Source organism: Oscillospiraceae bacterium (assembly GCA_022483045.1).
GTDB lineage: Bacteria > Bacillota > Clostridia > Oscillospirales > Acutalibacteraceae > Caproicibacterium.
Genome location: JAKVOA010000001.1, coordinates 1,728,279 through 1,744,307, shown reverse-complemented (window position 1 = coordinate 1,744,307; position 16,029 = coordinate 1,728,279). Strand labels below are relative to the sequence as shown.

The 16,029-nt window shown below is 46.0% G+C and carries 15 protein-coding genes and 1 pseudogene; 10 read left to right on the top strand and 6 right to left on the bottom strand.

Going from position 1 to position 16,029, the window contains the following annotated elements:
• The first annotated feature begins 8 nt into the window (after positions 1-8).
• From LKE53_08310 to LKE53_08300, 3 genes and pseudogenes are all read left to right on the top strand, one after another.
• Positions 9-182: a hypothetical protein gene (locus tag LKE53_08310; protein MCH3972747.1), complete on the top strand. Its 174-nt coding sequence runs from the start codon at positions 9-11 to the stop codon at positions 180-182.
• Positions 183-233: 51 nt separating this feature from the next.
• A pseudogene (locus LKE53_08305) lies at positions 234-899 on the top strand (recombinase family protein).
• Between the two features lie 187 nt (positions 900-1,086).
• A complete protein-coding gene (locus LKE53_08300) occupies positions 1,087-1,356 on the top strand; it encodes a hypothetical protein (GenBank protein ID MCH3972746.1) in 270 nt (89 codons plus the stop codon).
• A gap of 204 nt (positions 1,357-1,560) precedes the next feature.
• Here the strand turns inward: LKE53_08300 and LKE53_08295 are convergent, their stop codons facing one another.
• The 6 genes from LKE53_08295 to LKE53_08270 form a co-directional block, all read right to left on the bottom strand.
• The gene (locus tag LKE53_08295) at positions 1,561-2,232 is read right to left on the bottom strand and encodes a hypothetical protein (GenBank protein MCH3972745.1); all 672 of its coding nucleotides are present in this window, start codon (positions 2,230-2,232) and stop codon (positions 1,561-1,563) included.
• Between the two features lies 1 nt (position 2,233).
• Positions 2,234-2,884 carry an ABC transporter ATP-binding protein gene (locus LKE53_08290; protein MCH3972744.1) on the bottom strand — a complete coding sequence of 217 codons (651 nt, stop codon included), beginning with the start codon at positions 2,882-2,884 and terminating at the stop codon, positions 2,234-2,236.
• Complete coding sequence (locus tag LKE53_08285; protein MCH3972743.1) at positions 2,881-3,702, bottom strand: hypothetical protein; 822 nt, start codon at positions 3,700-3,702, stop codon at positions 2,881-2,883. The genes LKE53_08290 and LKE53_08285 overlap by 4 nt, the downstream gene beginning before the upstream one ends.
• Positions 3,699-4,442 (bottom strand): hypothetical protein, encoded by a 744-nt coding sequence (locus LKE53_08280; protein ID MCH3972742.1) that lies wholly within the window; start codon positions 4,440-4,442, stop codon positions 3,699-3,701. The genes LKE53_08285 and LKE53_08280 overlap by 4 nt, the downstream gene beginning before the upstream one ends.
• The gene (locus LKE53_08275; GenBank protein MCH3972741.1) at positions 4,439-5,278 is read right to left on the bottom strand and encodes a hypothetical protein; all 840 of its coding nucleotides are present in this window, start codon (positions 5,276-5,278) and stop codon (positions 4,439-4,441) included. The genes LKE53_08280 and LKE53_08275 overlap by 4 nt, the downstream gene beginning before the upstream one ends.
• 132 nt (positions 5,279-5,410) lie before the next feature.
• Entirely contained in the window at positions 5,411-5,833 is a 423-nt protein-coding gene (locus LKE53_08270) for a hypothetical protein (GenBank protein MCH3972740.1), read from the bottom strand.
• 464 nt (positions 5,834-6,297) lie between these two features.
• Here LKE53_08270 and LKE53_08265 point away from each other — a divergent pair, with 464 nt between their 5' ends.
• The 7 genes from LKE53_08265 (at position 6,298) to nagZ (ending at position 15,980) form a co-directional block, all read left to right on the top strand.
• Positions 6,298-6,876, top strand: coding sequence for an amidohydrolase family protein (locus LKE53_08265; protein ID MCH3972739.1), 579 nt, complete (start codon positions 6,298-6,300; stop codon positions 6,874-6,876).
• Between the two features lie 344 nt (positions 6,877-7,220).
• A complete protein-coding gene (locus LKE53_08260) occupies positions 7,221-8,246 on the top strand; it encodes an alpha/beta hydrolase (GenBank protein MCH3972738.1) in 1,026 nt (341 codons plus the stop codon).
• A gap of 321 nt (positions 8,247-8,567) precedes the next feature.
• On the top strand, positions 8,568-9,878 hold the full coding sequence (locus tag LKE53_08255) for a glycoside hydrolase family 27 protein (GenBank protein MCH3972737.1): 1,311 nt from the start codon (positions 8,568-8,570) through the stop codon (positions 9,876-9,878).
• Between the two features lie 341 nt (positions 9,879-10,219).
• Positions 10,220-10,639, top strand: coding sequence for a MarR family transcriptional regulator (locus tag LKE53_08250; protein ID MCH3972736.1), 420 nt, complete (start codon positions 10,220-10,222; stop codon positions 10,637-10,639).
• An 85-nt stretch (positions 10,640-10,724) separates the two neighbouring features.
• Positions 10,725-12,488 carry an ABC transporter ATP-binding protein/permease gene (locus tag LKE53_08245; protein MCH3972735.1) on the top strand — a complete coding sequence of 588 codons (1,764 nt, stop codon included), beginning with the start codon at positions 10,725-10,727 and terminating at the stop codon, positions 12,486-12,488.
• Positions 12,481-14,307, top strand: a complete 1,827-nt coding sequence (locus tag LKE53_08240) for an ABC transporter ATP-binding protein/permease (protein MCH3972734.1) — start codon at positions 12,481-12,483, stop codon at positions 14,305-14,307. The genes LKE53_08245 and LKE53_08240 overlap by 8 nt, the downstream gene beginning before the upstream one ends.
• 329 nt (positions 14,308-14,636) lie before the next feature.
• Complete coding sequence (nagZ, locus tag LKE53_08235) at positions 14,637-15,980, top strand: beta-N-acetylhexosaminidase (GenBank protein ID MCH3972733.1); 1,344 nt, start codon at positions 14,637-14,639, stop codon at positions 15,978-15,980.
• The last annotated feature ends 49 nt before the right edge of the window (positions 15,981-16,029 follow it).

The window sequence follows — 16,029 nt, the reverse complement described above, 5'->3', positions numbered from 1 at the left end:
GGTTCTACATGGAAAATACCGGTATGGCTGATAATCGGAAATTATCGGTTTCGTATAGTAAAGCGTTGCGTGAAGATAGGTTGCACGCTTCGCAGAAATTTGAAGCCTCTATCAACTCTCTGGCAGTTATCGTTGCAAAATATGGTGATGATGTGCTGGCTGAGCTTGAAGGAGCTGCGTAATGCAGCTTTTACATATCGGTATTTTCCAGAATACAAATTGGAGGTATGATAATGAACCGTTATGGAAAACGATGTGTTCTGTATCCTCGTGTAAGTACAGAGATGCAGGTCGATGGATACAGTCTTGAGGGACAGCGAAATGTGTTATCTCGTTTTGCTGATCGAGAAGAAATGGTAATAGTGGATATTTATGAGGATGCCGGCAAATCCGGTAAATCAATTGAGGGTCGTCCGGCATTCCAAAAGATGCTACGGGATATAGAAAACGGGCTGGAAATTGAATATGTGCTTGTCTATAAGCTGTTGCGCTTTGGTAGAAATGCAGCTGACATCCTAAATCCTCTTGAGCTAATTCAATCTTATGGCGTAAATTTGCTCTGTATCGAAGAAGGTATTGATTCTTCGCAGACAAGTAGTAAGCTGCTTATTTCAGTTTTATCTGCTGTAGCAGAGATTGAAAGAGAAAATGTTATAGAGCAGACCATGAACGGGCGCAGAGAAAAAGCAAGATAAGGTGGGTAGAATGGCGGTCTTGCCCCTTATGGATATTCGCTGAAAGATAGCAAGCTTATTATTGAAGAAGATGAAGCCGTTGCTATACGCAAAATTTTTGATATGTTCACTTCATCCGAAATCGGTTATGGTGGGATTGCTAAACAGCTCAATTTTCAAGGTATCCGTAAAATCCCAAGACAAAATGGAAAGCTGGAAGAATGGATCGTGCATTGGATGATGCACAGGCAATTTTTGAAAGTTTAAATTCCACCGACAAGGAGCTATCGGAGTCGGATCTAATTCGAAATTATGTTCTTATGGGATTGGCGCCAGCAGAGCAAACTTTTGTATACGAACATTTGTGGAGACCGATGGAGCAGTTGTTTATATACGAAACACAGGGTACGTTATGGATGCGTTCTTCCGTCACTATTTGACGATGAAAATTTCTCGTATCCCAAAGCAAGGGCGTGTATACGAAGAATTCAGGCTCTACCATTTGAATTGTGAATTTGGTACGATCCGCGCGCTTTCCTCGTTGCGAAAAGCAGTCAGTTTTACCCGTGAAACAGAACAAGCGCAGCAGGCGTACAAGCAGCTGCAAACAGCTATCCAACGTGCGGAATTGGAACAGGAACAGCCGTTTGCATATAAAAATAACCTGTACTTTGGGGTGTGAAAGTACAGGCAATTCTAACGTGCTGTAAATATTTAGTGTATTGATAAATTCTATAATTGTCTTTTAACGGTTGTGTTTAAGTCCGTGGTTTCTGGTGCACTTATCGGTTCAGTGTTTTGTCCCGATAATAATTTCCACACAACAAAACATACTATTCTCCAGTAATTCAGGTTACACTATACATCATAACTAATTTGTTAAACGTTATTGATGTATTGCTGCAAAAACGTCCGCCTTATATCTATAATACTTGTCTAGCTGTGCTTGCTTTGAGGTATACAGGTCAAAATCTTGTAATTCGTTAAAGTGAATTATTTCTTCTGTAGATTTTAAAACACGTGGTTGCTTTTTGTTAGATAATCGATAGATACCAAATGCAGATTCACTGACAGGATAATACTGCATAGAGTCCACAGTTTTTGATGCATCTGACGGTACATGCTTGAGCAGCAATAAATATTTGATATCTTTTTGCAATGGAATCATTGCATTTTGCGCTGCGTCATAATAAAATGCTTGCTCATTATTTTCAATTATATTTATCTGCTGCACAACCAAAATTGTTTTTCCTACTAACGAAGCACTCCCTTTATTCACTTTTTCCACGTTTACAGGGGTATAAAGTGCGTCATTGGTTGCTTTTCGCTCGCCTGACCATTTCCCCTGCACAATAATATCAGAACCTGACACAAGGTCTGCACCGGTGTGAAAACCCTTTCCCTCTAAAAATGACGTTGTATCCTCTGCGTTCGCATTGTAGGTATACGTTTGTGCGTGGTTCAACAGGTTACTTGGGCAGGACACCCGAACAACTGCCGCAAAGATAAAACAGGCGAGCACAAAGGAAAGGGGAAGTAGATACCATTTATTTTTCATATTATGCCACACCTTCTGCCGGTTGCACCTTCCCGGCATTCATCTTAAAGAACTGGCTGCATAAAGTGGTTAAATCTTCACGATTATGACTGGCAATTAAAACGGTTGCACCACGTTCGGTTTCTTCCTGCACAACTTTTCGAATCAATGCAACGCCGTCTTCATCCAATGCATTGGTAGGTTCGTCCAACAAAATTAATTTTGGCTTTTCCATAATCGCCTGCGCGATAGCCAGCCGTTGTTTCATACCCAGAGAGTACTTGTGATAGACCCGCCGGTCATCCGGATCAAGTCCCACGCGTGTAATGGCATCCCGAATCTCCGGCTCACCAATTTCCCCTTTGATGGAAGCCAGTAATTTAAGATTTTCCAGTCCCGTAAAATAAGGCCAGAAACCAACGTTTTCAATAATCAGTCCCAAACTGTCCGGGAAAGAATTGGAATTATTTAAATCCTTTCCAAACGCAGTCACACAGCCCTCTGTAGGGCAGATTAGTCCTGCAATCGCGCGCATAAGCATAGATTTTCCGCACCCATTATGACCATATAATCCATAGCAAACACCGCTTTCCAACTGCAAAGTCACATTTGAAAGAACGGTTTGTCCTTTAATTGTTTTAGTATAATTTTTTACTTCTACTGTAACGCTCATCCTTGTTCCTCCTTCATCAATGAAATCATGTCCTGCTTGTAAAACCACTGGCGATACAGCCAATAACAAATAATACACCACAGGATAATTGCGCAAATACAGCCTCCCGCACTTGCATTAGGAACCGGCACAATTCCAAACGTCTCCTGACCGGAAATTGTAAACGGAAGTGTGTGCCACAGGAGCATTTGGTTGGCACCCGGCAGCAATATGTACAGGGGCACCAGCGATGAAGCATCCTTGTAAAGTGCGCAGCCGATAAAAACGGGAACGAAATAAAAGAGTAAAGTGATGATAAATGCAGCCGCACTTCCTGATTTGAGAGAAAAAGCATTTTGCAGGAAAGCGAAAAAGAATACCGTGCCTGTATTGAGCACATACAGCACCAACAGTAAAATTGCCATATGCATACTGTTTTGCGGTTTCAGTCCATTAAAAACACCCAGTAGCAAGGTAACAATGAAAAGCAGCCCAAAAGTGCTGCAGGTTCTTCCCAGCAAATGGAGCATCTGCCGAAAAAGCCACCTCGACTTTTTCTGTGAACGCGTAAAAACATACACATAGCTAATGCGGCAGTCCTCCATAAAAAGGTTGGAAAGCATATAAACTGACACCACATTGAGTATTATCCACCGCATATTTAAAAAACCCAGCATATCTGTTACATCACAAATGCCGCCATAGCACGCCAAAAAATAAAGCTCCAAGCTGCCGTTCATCTGGCGGATAAGTCCCACATTAGGAACAAGTAGCAGAAGAAAGGCCACAACGGTTATCAGGTAACGATAGCTTTGTGACATCAGCCTTTTCCAACTCATTTTTGCTCCCCCTTTTCTTTGGGAAGACAGTCGTATTTGGGGCAGCGCAGCATACCAATTACGATGACTGCAACAATGTAAATGAGGATTCTTACTAAGTTTATCCCATAGGAGCTGCTGGTTTCCATCCTCACAGAAATTGCCTGTAAAACTCCCGATGAGGCAAATCCGTCAAGACCGCCCATCAATATTACATAATCATATAGGATTAGACCGTAGCTAATTACACAGCCCAGAATACGGCTGGAAAATATCTGCGCAAAAAGTAGATACACAAATGCCAGAAAGGTGTAAGTTATACACTGCGACACAAAAGCCTGCAGAAAAAACAACGCATTTCGCGCATAATGAGCCATTTGCCCAAAGGCGGCTGCCCGGACAAACATCAAGACATATAGCAGAACAACATATAGTATGGCGCTTACCGCCGCGCAACCAAGCCGCAGTAACCACCATCTTCTTTTCGAGGACAATCTAAAAAAAACAGTTTCCTGCTCAAAAAAATGAATCTGCGGCTGCAGCAAAACTAAAAACAGAGGGAAGCAAAGTGCTGCGGTAGTGAACCAAAAGAAAAACGATGCATAGTTGGCAATATAAAACTTCGGGTTCTGTTCCCAACCAAACTGAACCAGTATATTGGGTCGAAAAATCCCCAGCGCCGTAAATGCTAGCAGTACAAGCAACACAGCCCAAACAGACCGGTTGCGATAATAGATTTTTACAAGCGTACGAAGTATCATAATTCATCCCGCCTGACATGAATTTTTCCAAGCAACGCTGCTAAGTCAAAGAGAAAAAGTACAACTGCACCGCATATGAGATAGTTCAACTTTGTGTCTGCTGCCCTAAAAGGCGGTATAATCCAGCAGAAAGGCATATATACTTGATATGAATTGCCAAGAAGAATACCAGTAACTATGTAGCAAATACCGGGTACGGTTAAAATCAAAAAGCGGTTCATTTTTGTGTGAATAGAAAGTGCATAAGAGAGCAGCGCAAAAATCCCCCCAAAAAATGCCGTTATCAAATCATAAACAAAGAAGTAAACATACGGATGGTTGTAGAATAATGGTTTCCAATACAACAAATAAGAAAAAGCAGTATACGGATTCAATGGATAGAAGGGTGTGATTTTCAGAGAATCCAATGGAATCGCAGTCATTAATACTAATTTTTCAATTACAAGGGGAATCCATATGACTAACGCACCCGCGATAAAAACCGTTATCCATTGTGCCGTATAATAGTTGAATCGTCCTACTCTTGTAATTGTAATACAGTCACTTCCATATTGTTTCTCTGCAAAATTACAGTCGGAATAAGCCAGTGAAACTGCGAAAGGAAAAAGAATCAAATAAAATAGTCCGAAGCTGTCGAAGCTGTACAAATCATTGACCTGTGCCTGACCAAAATATACAAAAGCAGCAGAGAGCGTTCCCACATCTGTCTTGTATAGTTTTGCCAGCATCGCCAGCACAGGAATCATAGTATAGACCAGTACCGCGCACAGCACAATGTAAAACCGTCGGTTTCTAAATAAAACTTTGAGATTAGTCTTCTGTAATTTTTTTAGCATTTCACATCTCCATACTTTTGAAAATTACGCGCCAATACCCATAATGAAATTAGATGAATGGTTCAAAATCCTTATTATAAAATAAAATCCGGCCCACAGAAACTCGTGGCCGGATTTTGTCCGTGCACAGCCTTAATGGAAATCAACAGTACCTGCACAAGATATGTTGGACGTATTGAGCTTCGGATTCTTTCCCACAAGTACAAGCTGAACGCCCTTTGTTGCATTCGAATCAGTTAACATCAGGGGAACCGTTCCGTTTGAAGCATATACCGTTCTTTCGGCACTTACATTGCGATACTGACCACCATAATATGCTCTTACCAAAAATGTACAACGATCTGAATATCCTGCGGTTTTCCACACACTGACATCGACTTGTTTATTTGCAGCATATGTAGTTGATTTTGTTCCTGTTTGACAATCAACTTGTCTTTGCCAACTCGGCAGGGATGCAGTCCATTTTGTATACGCAAATGTAGGAACAGCAGCGCATGAAACAGCAAATACGCCAGCACCTAATAATGCGATTATTTTATTTGCACTTTTTTTCATGATAAATCCTCCATTATTTGAGATGTGTAAATTTGATTTACACGTATAATTTTGTACATGCAATTTGCGCTTTGAGATAACAAGCTCATTTTCGCTACTGCACAGGACTCACCCCTTTCATAAAACATTTATAGAAATTGAAAATTATTGGAAATTTTTATATGATAGTAATTGTAAATAATTAATTTTATTCCCTAATATGTATAAACAATTATATTATTTTTTTGATAAAATGTTAATATTAAATCAATAAGTGCTGGTAATTTATTTTTTACCAATTATATGTATTTATTCTGGTGACGCGGATTTCCTGTATGTCTTGTTCGTAATTTTCTTTTGCAGCCAGTGCATCTGCAAGTTTTTCATTCCATGCTTATCAATGCAATCCGGATTCTCCGCAAAACATACAGATGTACCGAATTGCACTTTGACGGCCAAGCGCCGCATACTGCACAAAGCTGGAAATGAAAATTACCAGCGTATCCATACAGCGCGCTTATGAATCGGGATTAGGGGACCGTGTTACTGCCAGTCATACTACAGCCATGCATTCGTATAACAATGGATACATGATGCGGCTTTTAAAAATGTCACATATCAACATCGTAGCAAATCCATGCGTGAATGTTCACTTGGGCGGCCGAGCAGATAATTATCCGAAGCGGCGCAGTGTAACCCGGGTAAAAGAGCTGACACAGGAAAAAATCAATGTTTCTTTTGGGTGTGACAGCATTTGCGATCCATGGAATCCGCTGGGTGACGGTGGTATGCGGGACGCTGTATTTATGGGCTTGTACATCTGCCACATGCTTGGGTATCAGGATATTTTAGATTCTTATCGATTCATTTCCTACAATGCAGCTAAAACGCTGCATTTGGGGGAGTCTTACGGTATTAAAGTGGGAAATCCGGCAAACTTTATTATTTTAGATGCGCCCAATTTTTATGAGGCGCTTAATAACCATGCAGTGGTATTATATTCCTATAAGCAGGGGAAAAAATTGTTGGAATCAAAACCGGCAGAGAAAAATCTGAAATTTTAAAATGTACAGAAAAAGAAACAAGTAGAATTCGCATTTTAAAAGTTTAGTTGTCAGTGTGTATGCCGCTTTAGTCATTTTTTATACAAAACAGGCTCTCAAACTGCTTGGAAATGCGGTTTCAGTGCCTGTTTTAATTCTTATATTATGCAACTATTATGCAACAAGCAAATTGTCGTGTGTTATAAAAATTTCTAACGGAAGTGCCCTCCCAAAGAAACGGCATGCTGAGCCAGTGCTGCAATTTGAGCGCTTTTTGTATGTTTTCCAACTTGCCACCTGACGTTTTGTACTGTACAATGGAATACAAACGAAATTTAAACTGCGGCAAGAGGAGCAATCAAGCCATGAGATTTACGAAATACAACTGTATGAACGATATCCTTGCATATCCGGAAATGCTGGACTATCTGAAAACCCTTTTTCAGGAAGACAATTTAGAGATGATTCCAAAGGCAATGTACCATCTGCCGCTGGCTTATGTTGAACAGCACGCTGTGTGCAGCTGGGGTGTGCCGTTTTCGGCGGTCATCGATCAGCTCTTAGCGGCGGTCGATGTTATTCTTGATATCCTAGACCATAAATCCAGACGCTGCATTTCCCTTTGGAATGAAAGATGTGACTGGACGCCCGCAAAGAGTGCGGGTGGAAAGAAAGAGTCTGTCTTTCTGTTGTCGCCAACCCCTAGGCAGGAAAGGTTTTTGTACAAGAAAAGTAAAAGGCCGGCGGTTATTATATGCCCCGGTGGTGCATACGAAAGAGTGTGCTTCAGCGGAGAAGGCAACCCGGTGCTTCAGTTTATGGAAGCCAAGGGGTACGGCGCTTTTGTGCTCAACTACCGCGTTGCCCCGAATGCCTACCCTGCACCGCAGGAAGACCTGGCCCTCGCAATTCGGTATGTCAGAAACCATGCCGAAGAATACGAAATAGACCCGGAGAATTTAATGCTGATGGGATTTTCGGCAGGCGGGCATTTGTGTGCTTCCATGGGTGCACTGTATCATCAATTTGAAGATACTTCCGTATCCCTGCGGCCCAATAAAATATGTCTGGGGTATCCGGTTATCAGCTGCATCAAAGAATGCCACGAAGACAGCGTTCAAAACCTTACCAATGGGGACGAAACATTAAAATATAAGCTGAGCGTGGAGCGGCTTGTTACGCCGGACTATCCGAAAACATTCCTCTGGACATGCGCGGATGACAGCTGCGTTCCGCCCTCTAATTCAGTCCGGTTTGCCAAAGCGCTGGAGACAGCCGGCGTCTTGCACCAATTTGAGCTGTACCCTGCTGGAGAGCATGGGTGCAATTTGGCCTTTGCTACTTCAGCTGCAGGCTGGAGTCAGGAAATGATTCAGTATTTTCACGAATAAATCCGAAGCCGTGTGCCAAGAAAATAGGATATTCCTGTCTACAGGTGTGTGGCATCCCCGCCAGGTGTATGTTATGTATTTACACCGATATGGCAATTTTTCTGCAAAATCATAAACACTTTTTTGCCCTGCAGATTCTTTTGAGTTTGCAGGGCCTTTTTGAACTTATTGAAAAGAATCATCAAATTGCTTGCTTTATCGTGAAATTTGAGATAGATTTATAAATAAATTTTCAAGAAAATTGATTCTGAAAATACAGCCTTTTTCAACGGACTGACGGCCCGAAACACAAAAGACTGCAGACAACGGGAGGAACAAACAATGTTGAGAAACAAAGATAAAGCGGCCATGACACCACCCATGGGCTGGAACAGCTGGGACTGCTGGGCTGCCACTGCTACAGAAGACCTGCTTGTGCAAAACGCCGCCTATATGGCACAACACTTAAAACCCTTTGGGTGGGAATATATTGTCTGCGATATCCAGTGGTCAGAGCCACAGGCCGGCACAGGCCCCCGGGAATACCGAAACTTTGCCCACTTAACGCTGGATGAATACGGCCGGCAGATTCCTGCGGTCAACCGTTTTCCGTCCTCTGCAGGCGGCAGGGGCTTTGCCCCGCTGGCGGGGAAAATACACGCTATGGGGCTGAAATTCGGTATCCATATTATGCGCGGCATTCCGCGGCAGGCAGTTCATGCGCATCTGCCGGTATTGGGCGGGAACTGTACAGCCGATGAGGTTGCCAATCCGTTTTCCATCAGCCGCTGGAATGGAGATATGTATGGCCTTTACGCGGACCGCCCGGGCGCGCAGGCGTATTACAATTCTATTTTTCAGCTGTATGCTGACTGGGGTGTCGACTATGTCAAGGTAGATGATATCTGTAACACCAATATGTATCCAACTCAGCCGTACTCTGCAGAAAAAGAAATTGAAATGATCCGCCGTGCCATAGACAACAGCGGGCGGCAGATGGTGCTCAGCCTTTCGCCGGGGCCGGCGGTGATTGAAAAAGCGTGGCACTTGGAAAAGAACGCCAACATGTGGCGTATTACTGATGACTTTTGGGACGACTGGGACCTGCTGAAAGCAATGTTTGAGCGCTGTGAAGTGTGGCAGAAACACGTGTCTGCCGGCTGCTGGCCGGACTGTGACATGCTGCCGCTGGGGCGCATCGGCATCGGCTTTCATCAGGACCGCAGGACCCGCTTTACCCGGGCAGAGCAGGTAACCATGATGACGCTGTGGTGCATTTTCCGCTCGCCGCTGATGATGGGCGGCAATTTGCCGGACTGTGACGAATGGACGCTGTCTTTGCTGACAAATGCTGAAGTAATGCACCTGCTGGGGCATACAGAGAACGTGTGTCAGCTGGCGCGGGACGAAGAACACGTGGTGTGGACCAGTACAGAAGACACCGGCACCAGCCGCTATCTGGCGCTCTTTAATCTGAGTGACACAGCGGCGGAGGTTTCGTCTCCTTTGTCCGAAATTTCTTTGGCGCAGGCAGATGTGCGGGATTTGTGGGCACACCGGGATTTGGGTACTATAAAGGATACGGTTTCGGCGGCTTTGCCGCCGCACGGGGCGGCTTTGTATCAGCTGACCGGCCTGCAGACCATCGAATAAGCACATTTCAGCAAGAATTTTCCATTCTAATATTCTAAATAGAAAGGCCGGCAGTTTTACTGCCGGCCTTTCTTGCAATACACTCCGGTGGAAAAATGCTCTGCACTAAGCCATCGTATACTGCTTTGCAAATACATTCTGCAAGCAATCAAACAGAAAGGAAACAACAAGCGGAACGCCTTTTCAGTGTCTTCCTTTTTGCTGTTTCCATGTAGCATGTCATTTTTGCGCAGGATTTTTTACGCAGAAACAGAAAAAGATTTGAATTCCTCTTGACATTTCCTTAAAAATGCTTATACTAGTAGCTATCAGTAATAGATATATAGAAAGGGGGAACACAGATGGATTATCAAAAAGCAGCTGCAGAGCTGATGGAATACATGCGGATTTTACAGCACGGACCCAGCAGGCGCGTACAGGAAGTCACGCAGGGAGAAATGGCCGTGTTGGGCTATGTTTCCGCTGTCCCGGGCACAACCCCTTCTGAGCTTTCTGCTCAATTCGATTTATCCAGTGCACGTATTGCCAATATTTTAAATAGCCTGGAAAAGAAAAAGTACCTAATTCGTTCGCATGATTCCGTTGACCGGCGAAAAGTCTTTGTATCAGTCACGCAGAGCGGCGGGCAGGTGGCAAAGCAGAGAAAAGAAGAAATCGAAAAAGATATGGCAGATCTTCTGCATGACTTAGGGGAACAGGACGCCGCAGAGTATTTGCGCCTCATGAAAAAAATTTCTGTTTTAGCAAAGAATCATCAGTAAAAAATACCGGTAAAGGCCGGTACTCTTTTGCCAAAAAGCTAACACTAATAGAATATAATAGTATTAAATATAAAGGAGCAAAGCAATGGGAAAGGTTATGAAGTACTTTACCCGAAAGGAAAAGGGCATGATTGCGCTGAGCATGTGCTTTATCGTGGTACAGGTTTGGCTGGACCTAAAACTGCCCGACTATATGTCCGATATTACAACATTGGTCGAGACAAAGGGCAGCTCTATGTCAGCTATCCTGACACAGGGCGGCTATATGCTGCTTTGCGCTTTGGGCAGCATGGCGGCCTCTATGGTCGTGGGGTATTTGGCTGCAAAAGTTGCAGCTGGGCTTGCAAAGACCCTGCGCGGAAAAGTTTATGACAAAACGCTGGATTTTTCCATGGAAGAAATCAACCGCTTTTCGACAGCAAGCCTGATTAACCGCACGACCAACGACATTACGCAGATACAGACTCTGGTCGCCATGGGGCTGCAGGCCATTGTCAAAGCCCCGATTTTGGCGGTATGGGCCATCGTTAAAATTGCGGGGAAAAGCTGGCAGTGGACAACCGCCACAGCGGTCGCAGTTTTTGTTTTGATTTTAATGCTTGCGGCGACTCTTATTTTCGCTGTGCCGCGTTTCCGCCGGATTCAGGGGCTGACAGACAACTTAAACCGGATTACGCGCGAGCATTTAACCGGCATCCGCGTCGTACGGGCCTATAATGCAGAAGCTTACCAGCAGAACAAATTTGGAAACGCAAATGACGAACTCACGCAGACAAATTTGATTGCCAACCGCGTAATGGCAATCATGTCGCCTGGCATGACGCTCATCAATTCCGGCCTTACACTGGCGGTCTACTGGATTGGCGCCTACCTGATCGAGGCGGCGGGCGCAGCAAGCCGGCTCACAATCTTTTCGCAGATGGTTGTATTTTCCAACTACGCGATGCAGGTCATTATGGCCTTCATGCTTTTAAATATGATTTTCATTCTTTTGCCCCGCGCACAGGTTTCGGCAAAGCGCATTTCAGAAGTCCTCAATACAAAAGTGCATATTACAGATGGAGCGGATACACAGGGCAAACAGGGCTGCACCGGTACGGTTGCCTTTCGGCATGTGTCGTTTCGCTATCCGGGCGCGGGCGGAGATGTGTTGACCGACATCAGCTTTGAGGCAAAAAAGGGGGAAACGGTCGCTTTTATCGGCGCGACAGGCAGCGGAAAATCCACGCTGATTAACTTGATTCCCCGCTTTTATGACGCGACAAAAGGCGAAGTGCTTGTAGACGGTATCAATGTAAAGCAGTATCAGCAGGCTGCGCTGCGCGACAAATTGGGCTATATCCCGCAAAAGGCAGTTTTGTTTTCCGGTACTGTCTGCTCCAATGTCTCTTATGGAGAAAAAGCGGGCGCAGATATTTCTGCAGAAGGGGTAAAAGAAGCGGTCTCCATTGCACAGAGCACGGACTTTGTGGAGCAGATGGAGGGCACTTATGATGCTGCAATTGCGCAGGGCGGTACGAATGTTTCCGGCGGACAGAAGCAGCGCCTTGCCATTGCCCGTGCCATTGCCAGAAAGCCGGAAATTTTAATTTTCGACGATTCTTTTTCTGCACTTGACTACAAGACAGACCGTGCACTGCGCCATGCTTTGTCTAAAAAAACAAAAGATATAACAAAACTAATCGTAGCACAGCGCATCGGCACCATTCGCCACGCGGACCAGATCCTTGTACTGGACCACGGCCGTGTGGTGGGCAAAGGAACGCACGAGGAACTGCTGTCGAGTTGTGCTGCCTATCAGGAAATTGCGGCTTCGCAGCTCTCAAAGGAGGAACTCAAAAATGTCTGAGAAAAGAATGCGCCCCGGCTCTAACCCGGGCAACAGCATGCCCGGCGGCGGAATGGCACCGGTGGAAAAAAGCAGAGATTTAAAGCAGGCATATGCGAATCTGCTGCATTATATCGGCAAATACCGCGGAATGATTTTGACGGCAGCGGTGCTGTCTTTGGCCGGTGCGGTGCTGAATCTGATCGGTCCGGGGCAGTTGAGCAAAATTACAAATTTGATTACAGACGGGCTCTCGTCACACATAAATATCGCGGCTATCGTGCATATTGCGGCTCTGCTTGCGGTTTTGTACCTGCTGGGCTTTATCTTTAATTATGCGCAGGGGTGGCTGATGGCAACGGTATCGCAGCGGGTTACGCAGAATATGCGGCGGGATATCGCACGGAAAATCGACCGGCTTCCGCTGCAATATTTTGATACCCATACCACCGGGGATGTGCTCAGCCGGGTTACCAATGACGTTGACACGGTGAGCCAGTCAATGAACCAAAGCTTTTCCACACTGGTTTCGTCTATCTGCCTGCTTTTGGGCAGCGTTATCATGATGTTTGCCACCAACTGGATTATGGCAGTGACCGGCATTTTGGCCGCGCTGCTCGGCTTCGCTTTTATGATGATGATTATCCAGAAATCACAGGGCTACTTTGCCCGGCAGCAGACAGAACTCGGCAGAATCGACGGGCATGTTGAGGAAATTTACGGCGGACACAACGTTGTAAAAGCCTACAATGGAGAAACAGCTGCACGCAAAGAGTTCCACACAATGAACAATACACTTTACACCTGCGCATGGAAAAGCCAGTTCCTTTCCGGTCTCATGCAGCCACTGATGATTTTTATCGGGAACCTTGCTTACGTGGTCGTTTGCATTACGGGCGCGGTATTGGCCGTGCAGGGGAAAATCTCTTTCGGCACCATTGTTGCTTTTATGTTGTATATTCGTTTGTTCACCCAGCCTTTACAGAATATTTCACAGGCCGCGACCAGTGTGCAGAGCATGGCGGCTGCCTGCGAGAGGGTGTTCGATTTCTTGGACGAAACGGAAATGAAGCCCGAAACGGAAAAAAAGGAAAACCTGCAGGCGGTGCATGGGGACGTTGCTTTTGACCATGTTTCTTTCGGTTATACACCGGAAAAAGAAATCATCCATGACTTTTCTGCTGCATCGCACGCGGGACAGAAAATCGCGATTGTCGGCCCCACCGGCGCCGGAAAAACAACGCTGGTCAACCTGTTAATGCGCTTTTACGAGGTCAACAGCGGAAGTATTTCGATTGATGGTACATCCATACAGGCGGTCACACGGGCAAATGTGCATGAACAGTTCGGTATGGTGCTGCAGGATACATGGCTGTTTGAGGGCACAATTCGTGAAAACCTTGTCTATAACCAGAAAAATGTCACAGATGAACAACTCGACAAGGTCTGCCGTGCGGTGGGACTGTCGGATTTGATTCAGCAGTTGCCCAGCGGCTACGACACGGTGCTCAATGACAATGCCAGTCTTTCCGCAGGCCAGCGGCAGCTGCTGACGATTGCCCGCGCTATGGTAAAAGATGCCCCGCTGCTGATTTTAGATGAAGCAACCAGCAGCGTAGATACACGCACAGAGCTGCAGGTGCAGCGGGCAATGGATAACCTGATGCGGGGCCGCACCAGCTTTGTGATTGCGCACCGGCTTTCGACAATCAAAAATGCAGATTTGATTTTGGTTTTGAAAGACGGCGACATTTTAGAGAGCGGCACCCATGCCGCACTGCTTGCAAAAGGCGGCTTTTACGCAGAATTGTACAACAGCCAGTTCGACAAAGCATCCTAAAACACAGCAGCAAAAATTGTCACAGGAAAGACATACCGAGTGGCTTTGCCTGTGCATTGGTATATTGTAAAAGGCCGGTCTGCCGCAATGCTTTCTCTGCGGCAGGCCGGCCTTTTCGTGTTGAACGCTCATGAAAGCTGGCCTGAAAGAATCAGATAAAATGGTTCTTTTGTTTCGTTCGCATAGAAATCTTTTTCACTGGAATTATCTGCACTTCCCATTTTGGGTGCAGTTCCATGGTTGCAGCCTGCCCCTCTGCACTTGCTGTTCCTGTAAAATCCGGCTATACTGGAAGCAGACAGATGAATTTGGAACAGGAGAGAGTAATAATGAAAAAGCAGTTTCGGTCCATTTTATATACAGCATTGGCCATGTGTGTGGCAGCAGGCTGCAGCACAGCGGGGCAGGTTTCCTCAAGCAGCAGGGCAGCGGCTTCTTCAGCGCCGGTATCTTCACAAGATGTGTCTTCTGCGGCGGTGCCCGCAGGCAGCGCAGCATCATCTGCACAGGTATCTTCAGCTGCTTCTGTGGCAGATGCCTTACAGGCAGCTTCCTGGGCGGTTGCCGCGCCGCAGACCGTACAGAACATGACCTTAGAGCAGAAAGTAGGTCAGCTGTTTTTCCTTTGTTTTCGGCACGACACGGACGGAACGAATTTGTATACCTACAACAATGTAACGCGCAAAACAATTAAAAACATTCAGCCGGGCGGCGTAGTGCTCTTTCAAGAAAATGTACATACGACCGCACAGCTGCGCAGGCTGATTCAAAATATCCAGGCAGATTGTACCACAGCTCCCTTTATCGGGGTGGACCAGGAGGGTGGCAAGGTGCAGCGCGTTTCTGCAAATGGCAGCATTCACGCCACAGCGGTGCCCACCATGTGGAAAGTGGGGCAGACCGGCAGCACGTCCCTTGCACAGCAGGTAGGCGCAGTGCTGGGCAGCGAATTGACTGTGTTTGGCTTTAACCTGGACTTTGCGCCCGACTGCGATGTCTTTTCCAACCCCCAAAATAAGGTGATTGGTACGCGTGCCTTTTCCAGTGACCCGCAGAAAGTAGCGGCATTTTCCACTGCGGTCAGTGCCGGCATCCGTAGCCAGGGCGTCATTCCGGTATGCAAGCATTTTCCGGGTCATGGGGATACCTCTGCGGACACCCACGCCGGCTATGCAGCGGTTAATAAAACATTGGCGCAGCTGCGGCAGACGGAGTTGGTGCCTTTTAAAGCACAGGCGGCAGCCGGTGCAGAGATGATCATGGTGGCACATATCAGTCTGCCGAAAATAAACGGCGACAGTACCCCGGCAACCATGTCGTCTAAGGTAGTGCAGGGGCTGCTGCGCGGAGAGCTTGGTTACAGCGGCGTTGTGATTACCGATGCGATGGACATGGGTGCGGTGGCACAGCACTATTCTTCCGGCGAGGCGGCTGTCCGCGCGATTCACGCAGGGGTCGACATGATTTTAATGCCGGAGGACCCGCAGGCAGCCTATACGGCTGTATTGAAAGCTGTGAAGAGCGGCAGCATTTCACAGGAGCGGCTCAATCAATCTGTCGAGCGTATTCTTGCACTGAAAAAGAAATACAATCTGTTTTCGAAAAGGGCGTTGGGCAGGGAAAGTCTGCTCGGCTGCAGCGAACATCAGCAAGTTGTCGCGCAGGTTGGCTGAGCGGCACCTGTATTTGCCAACATAAAATTCTTTTAGGCCCAAAAAGCCT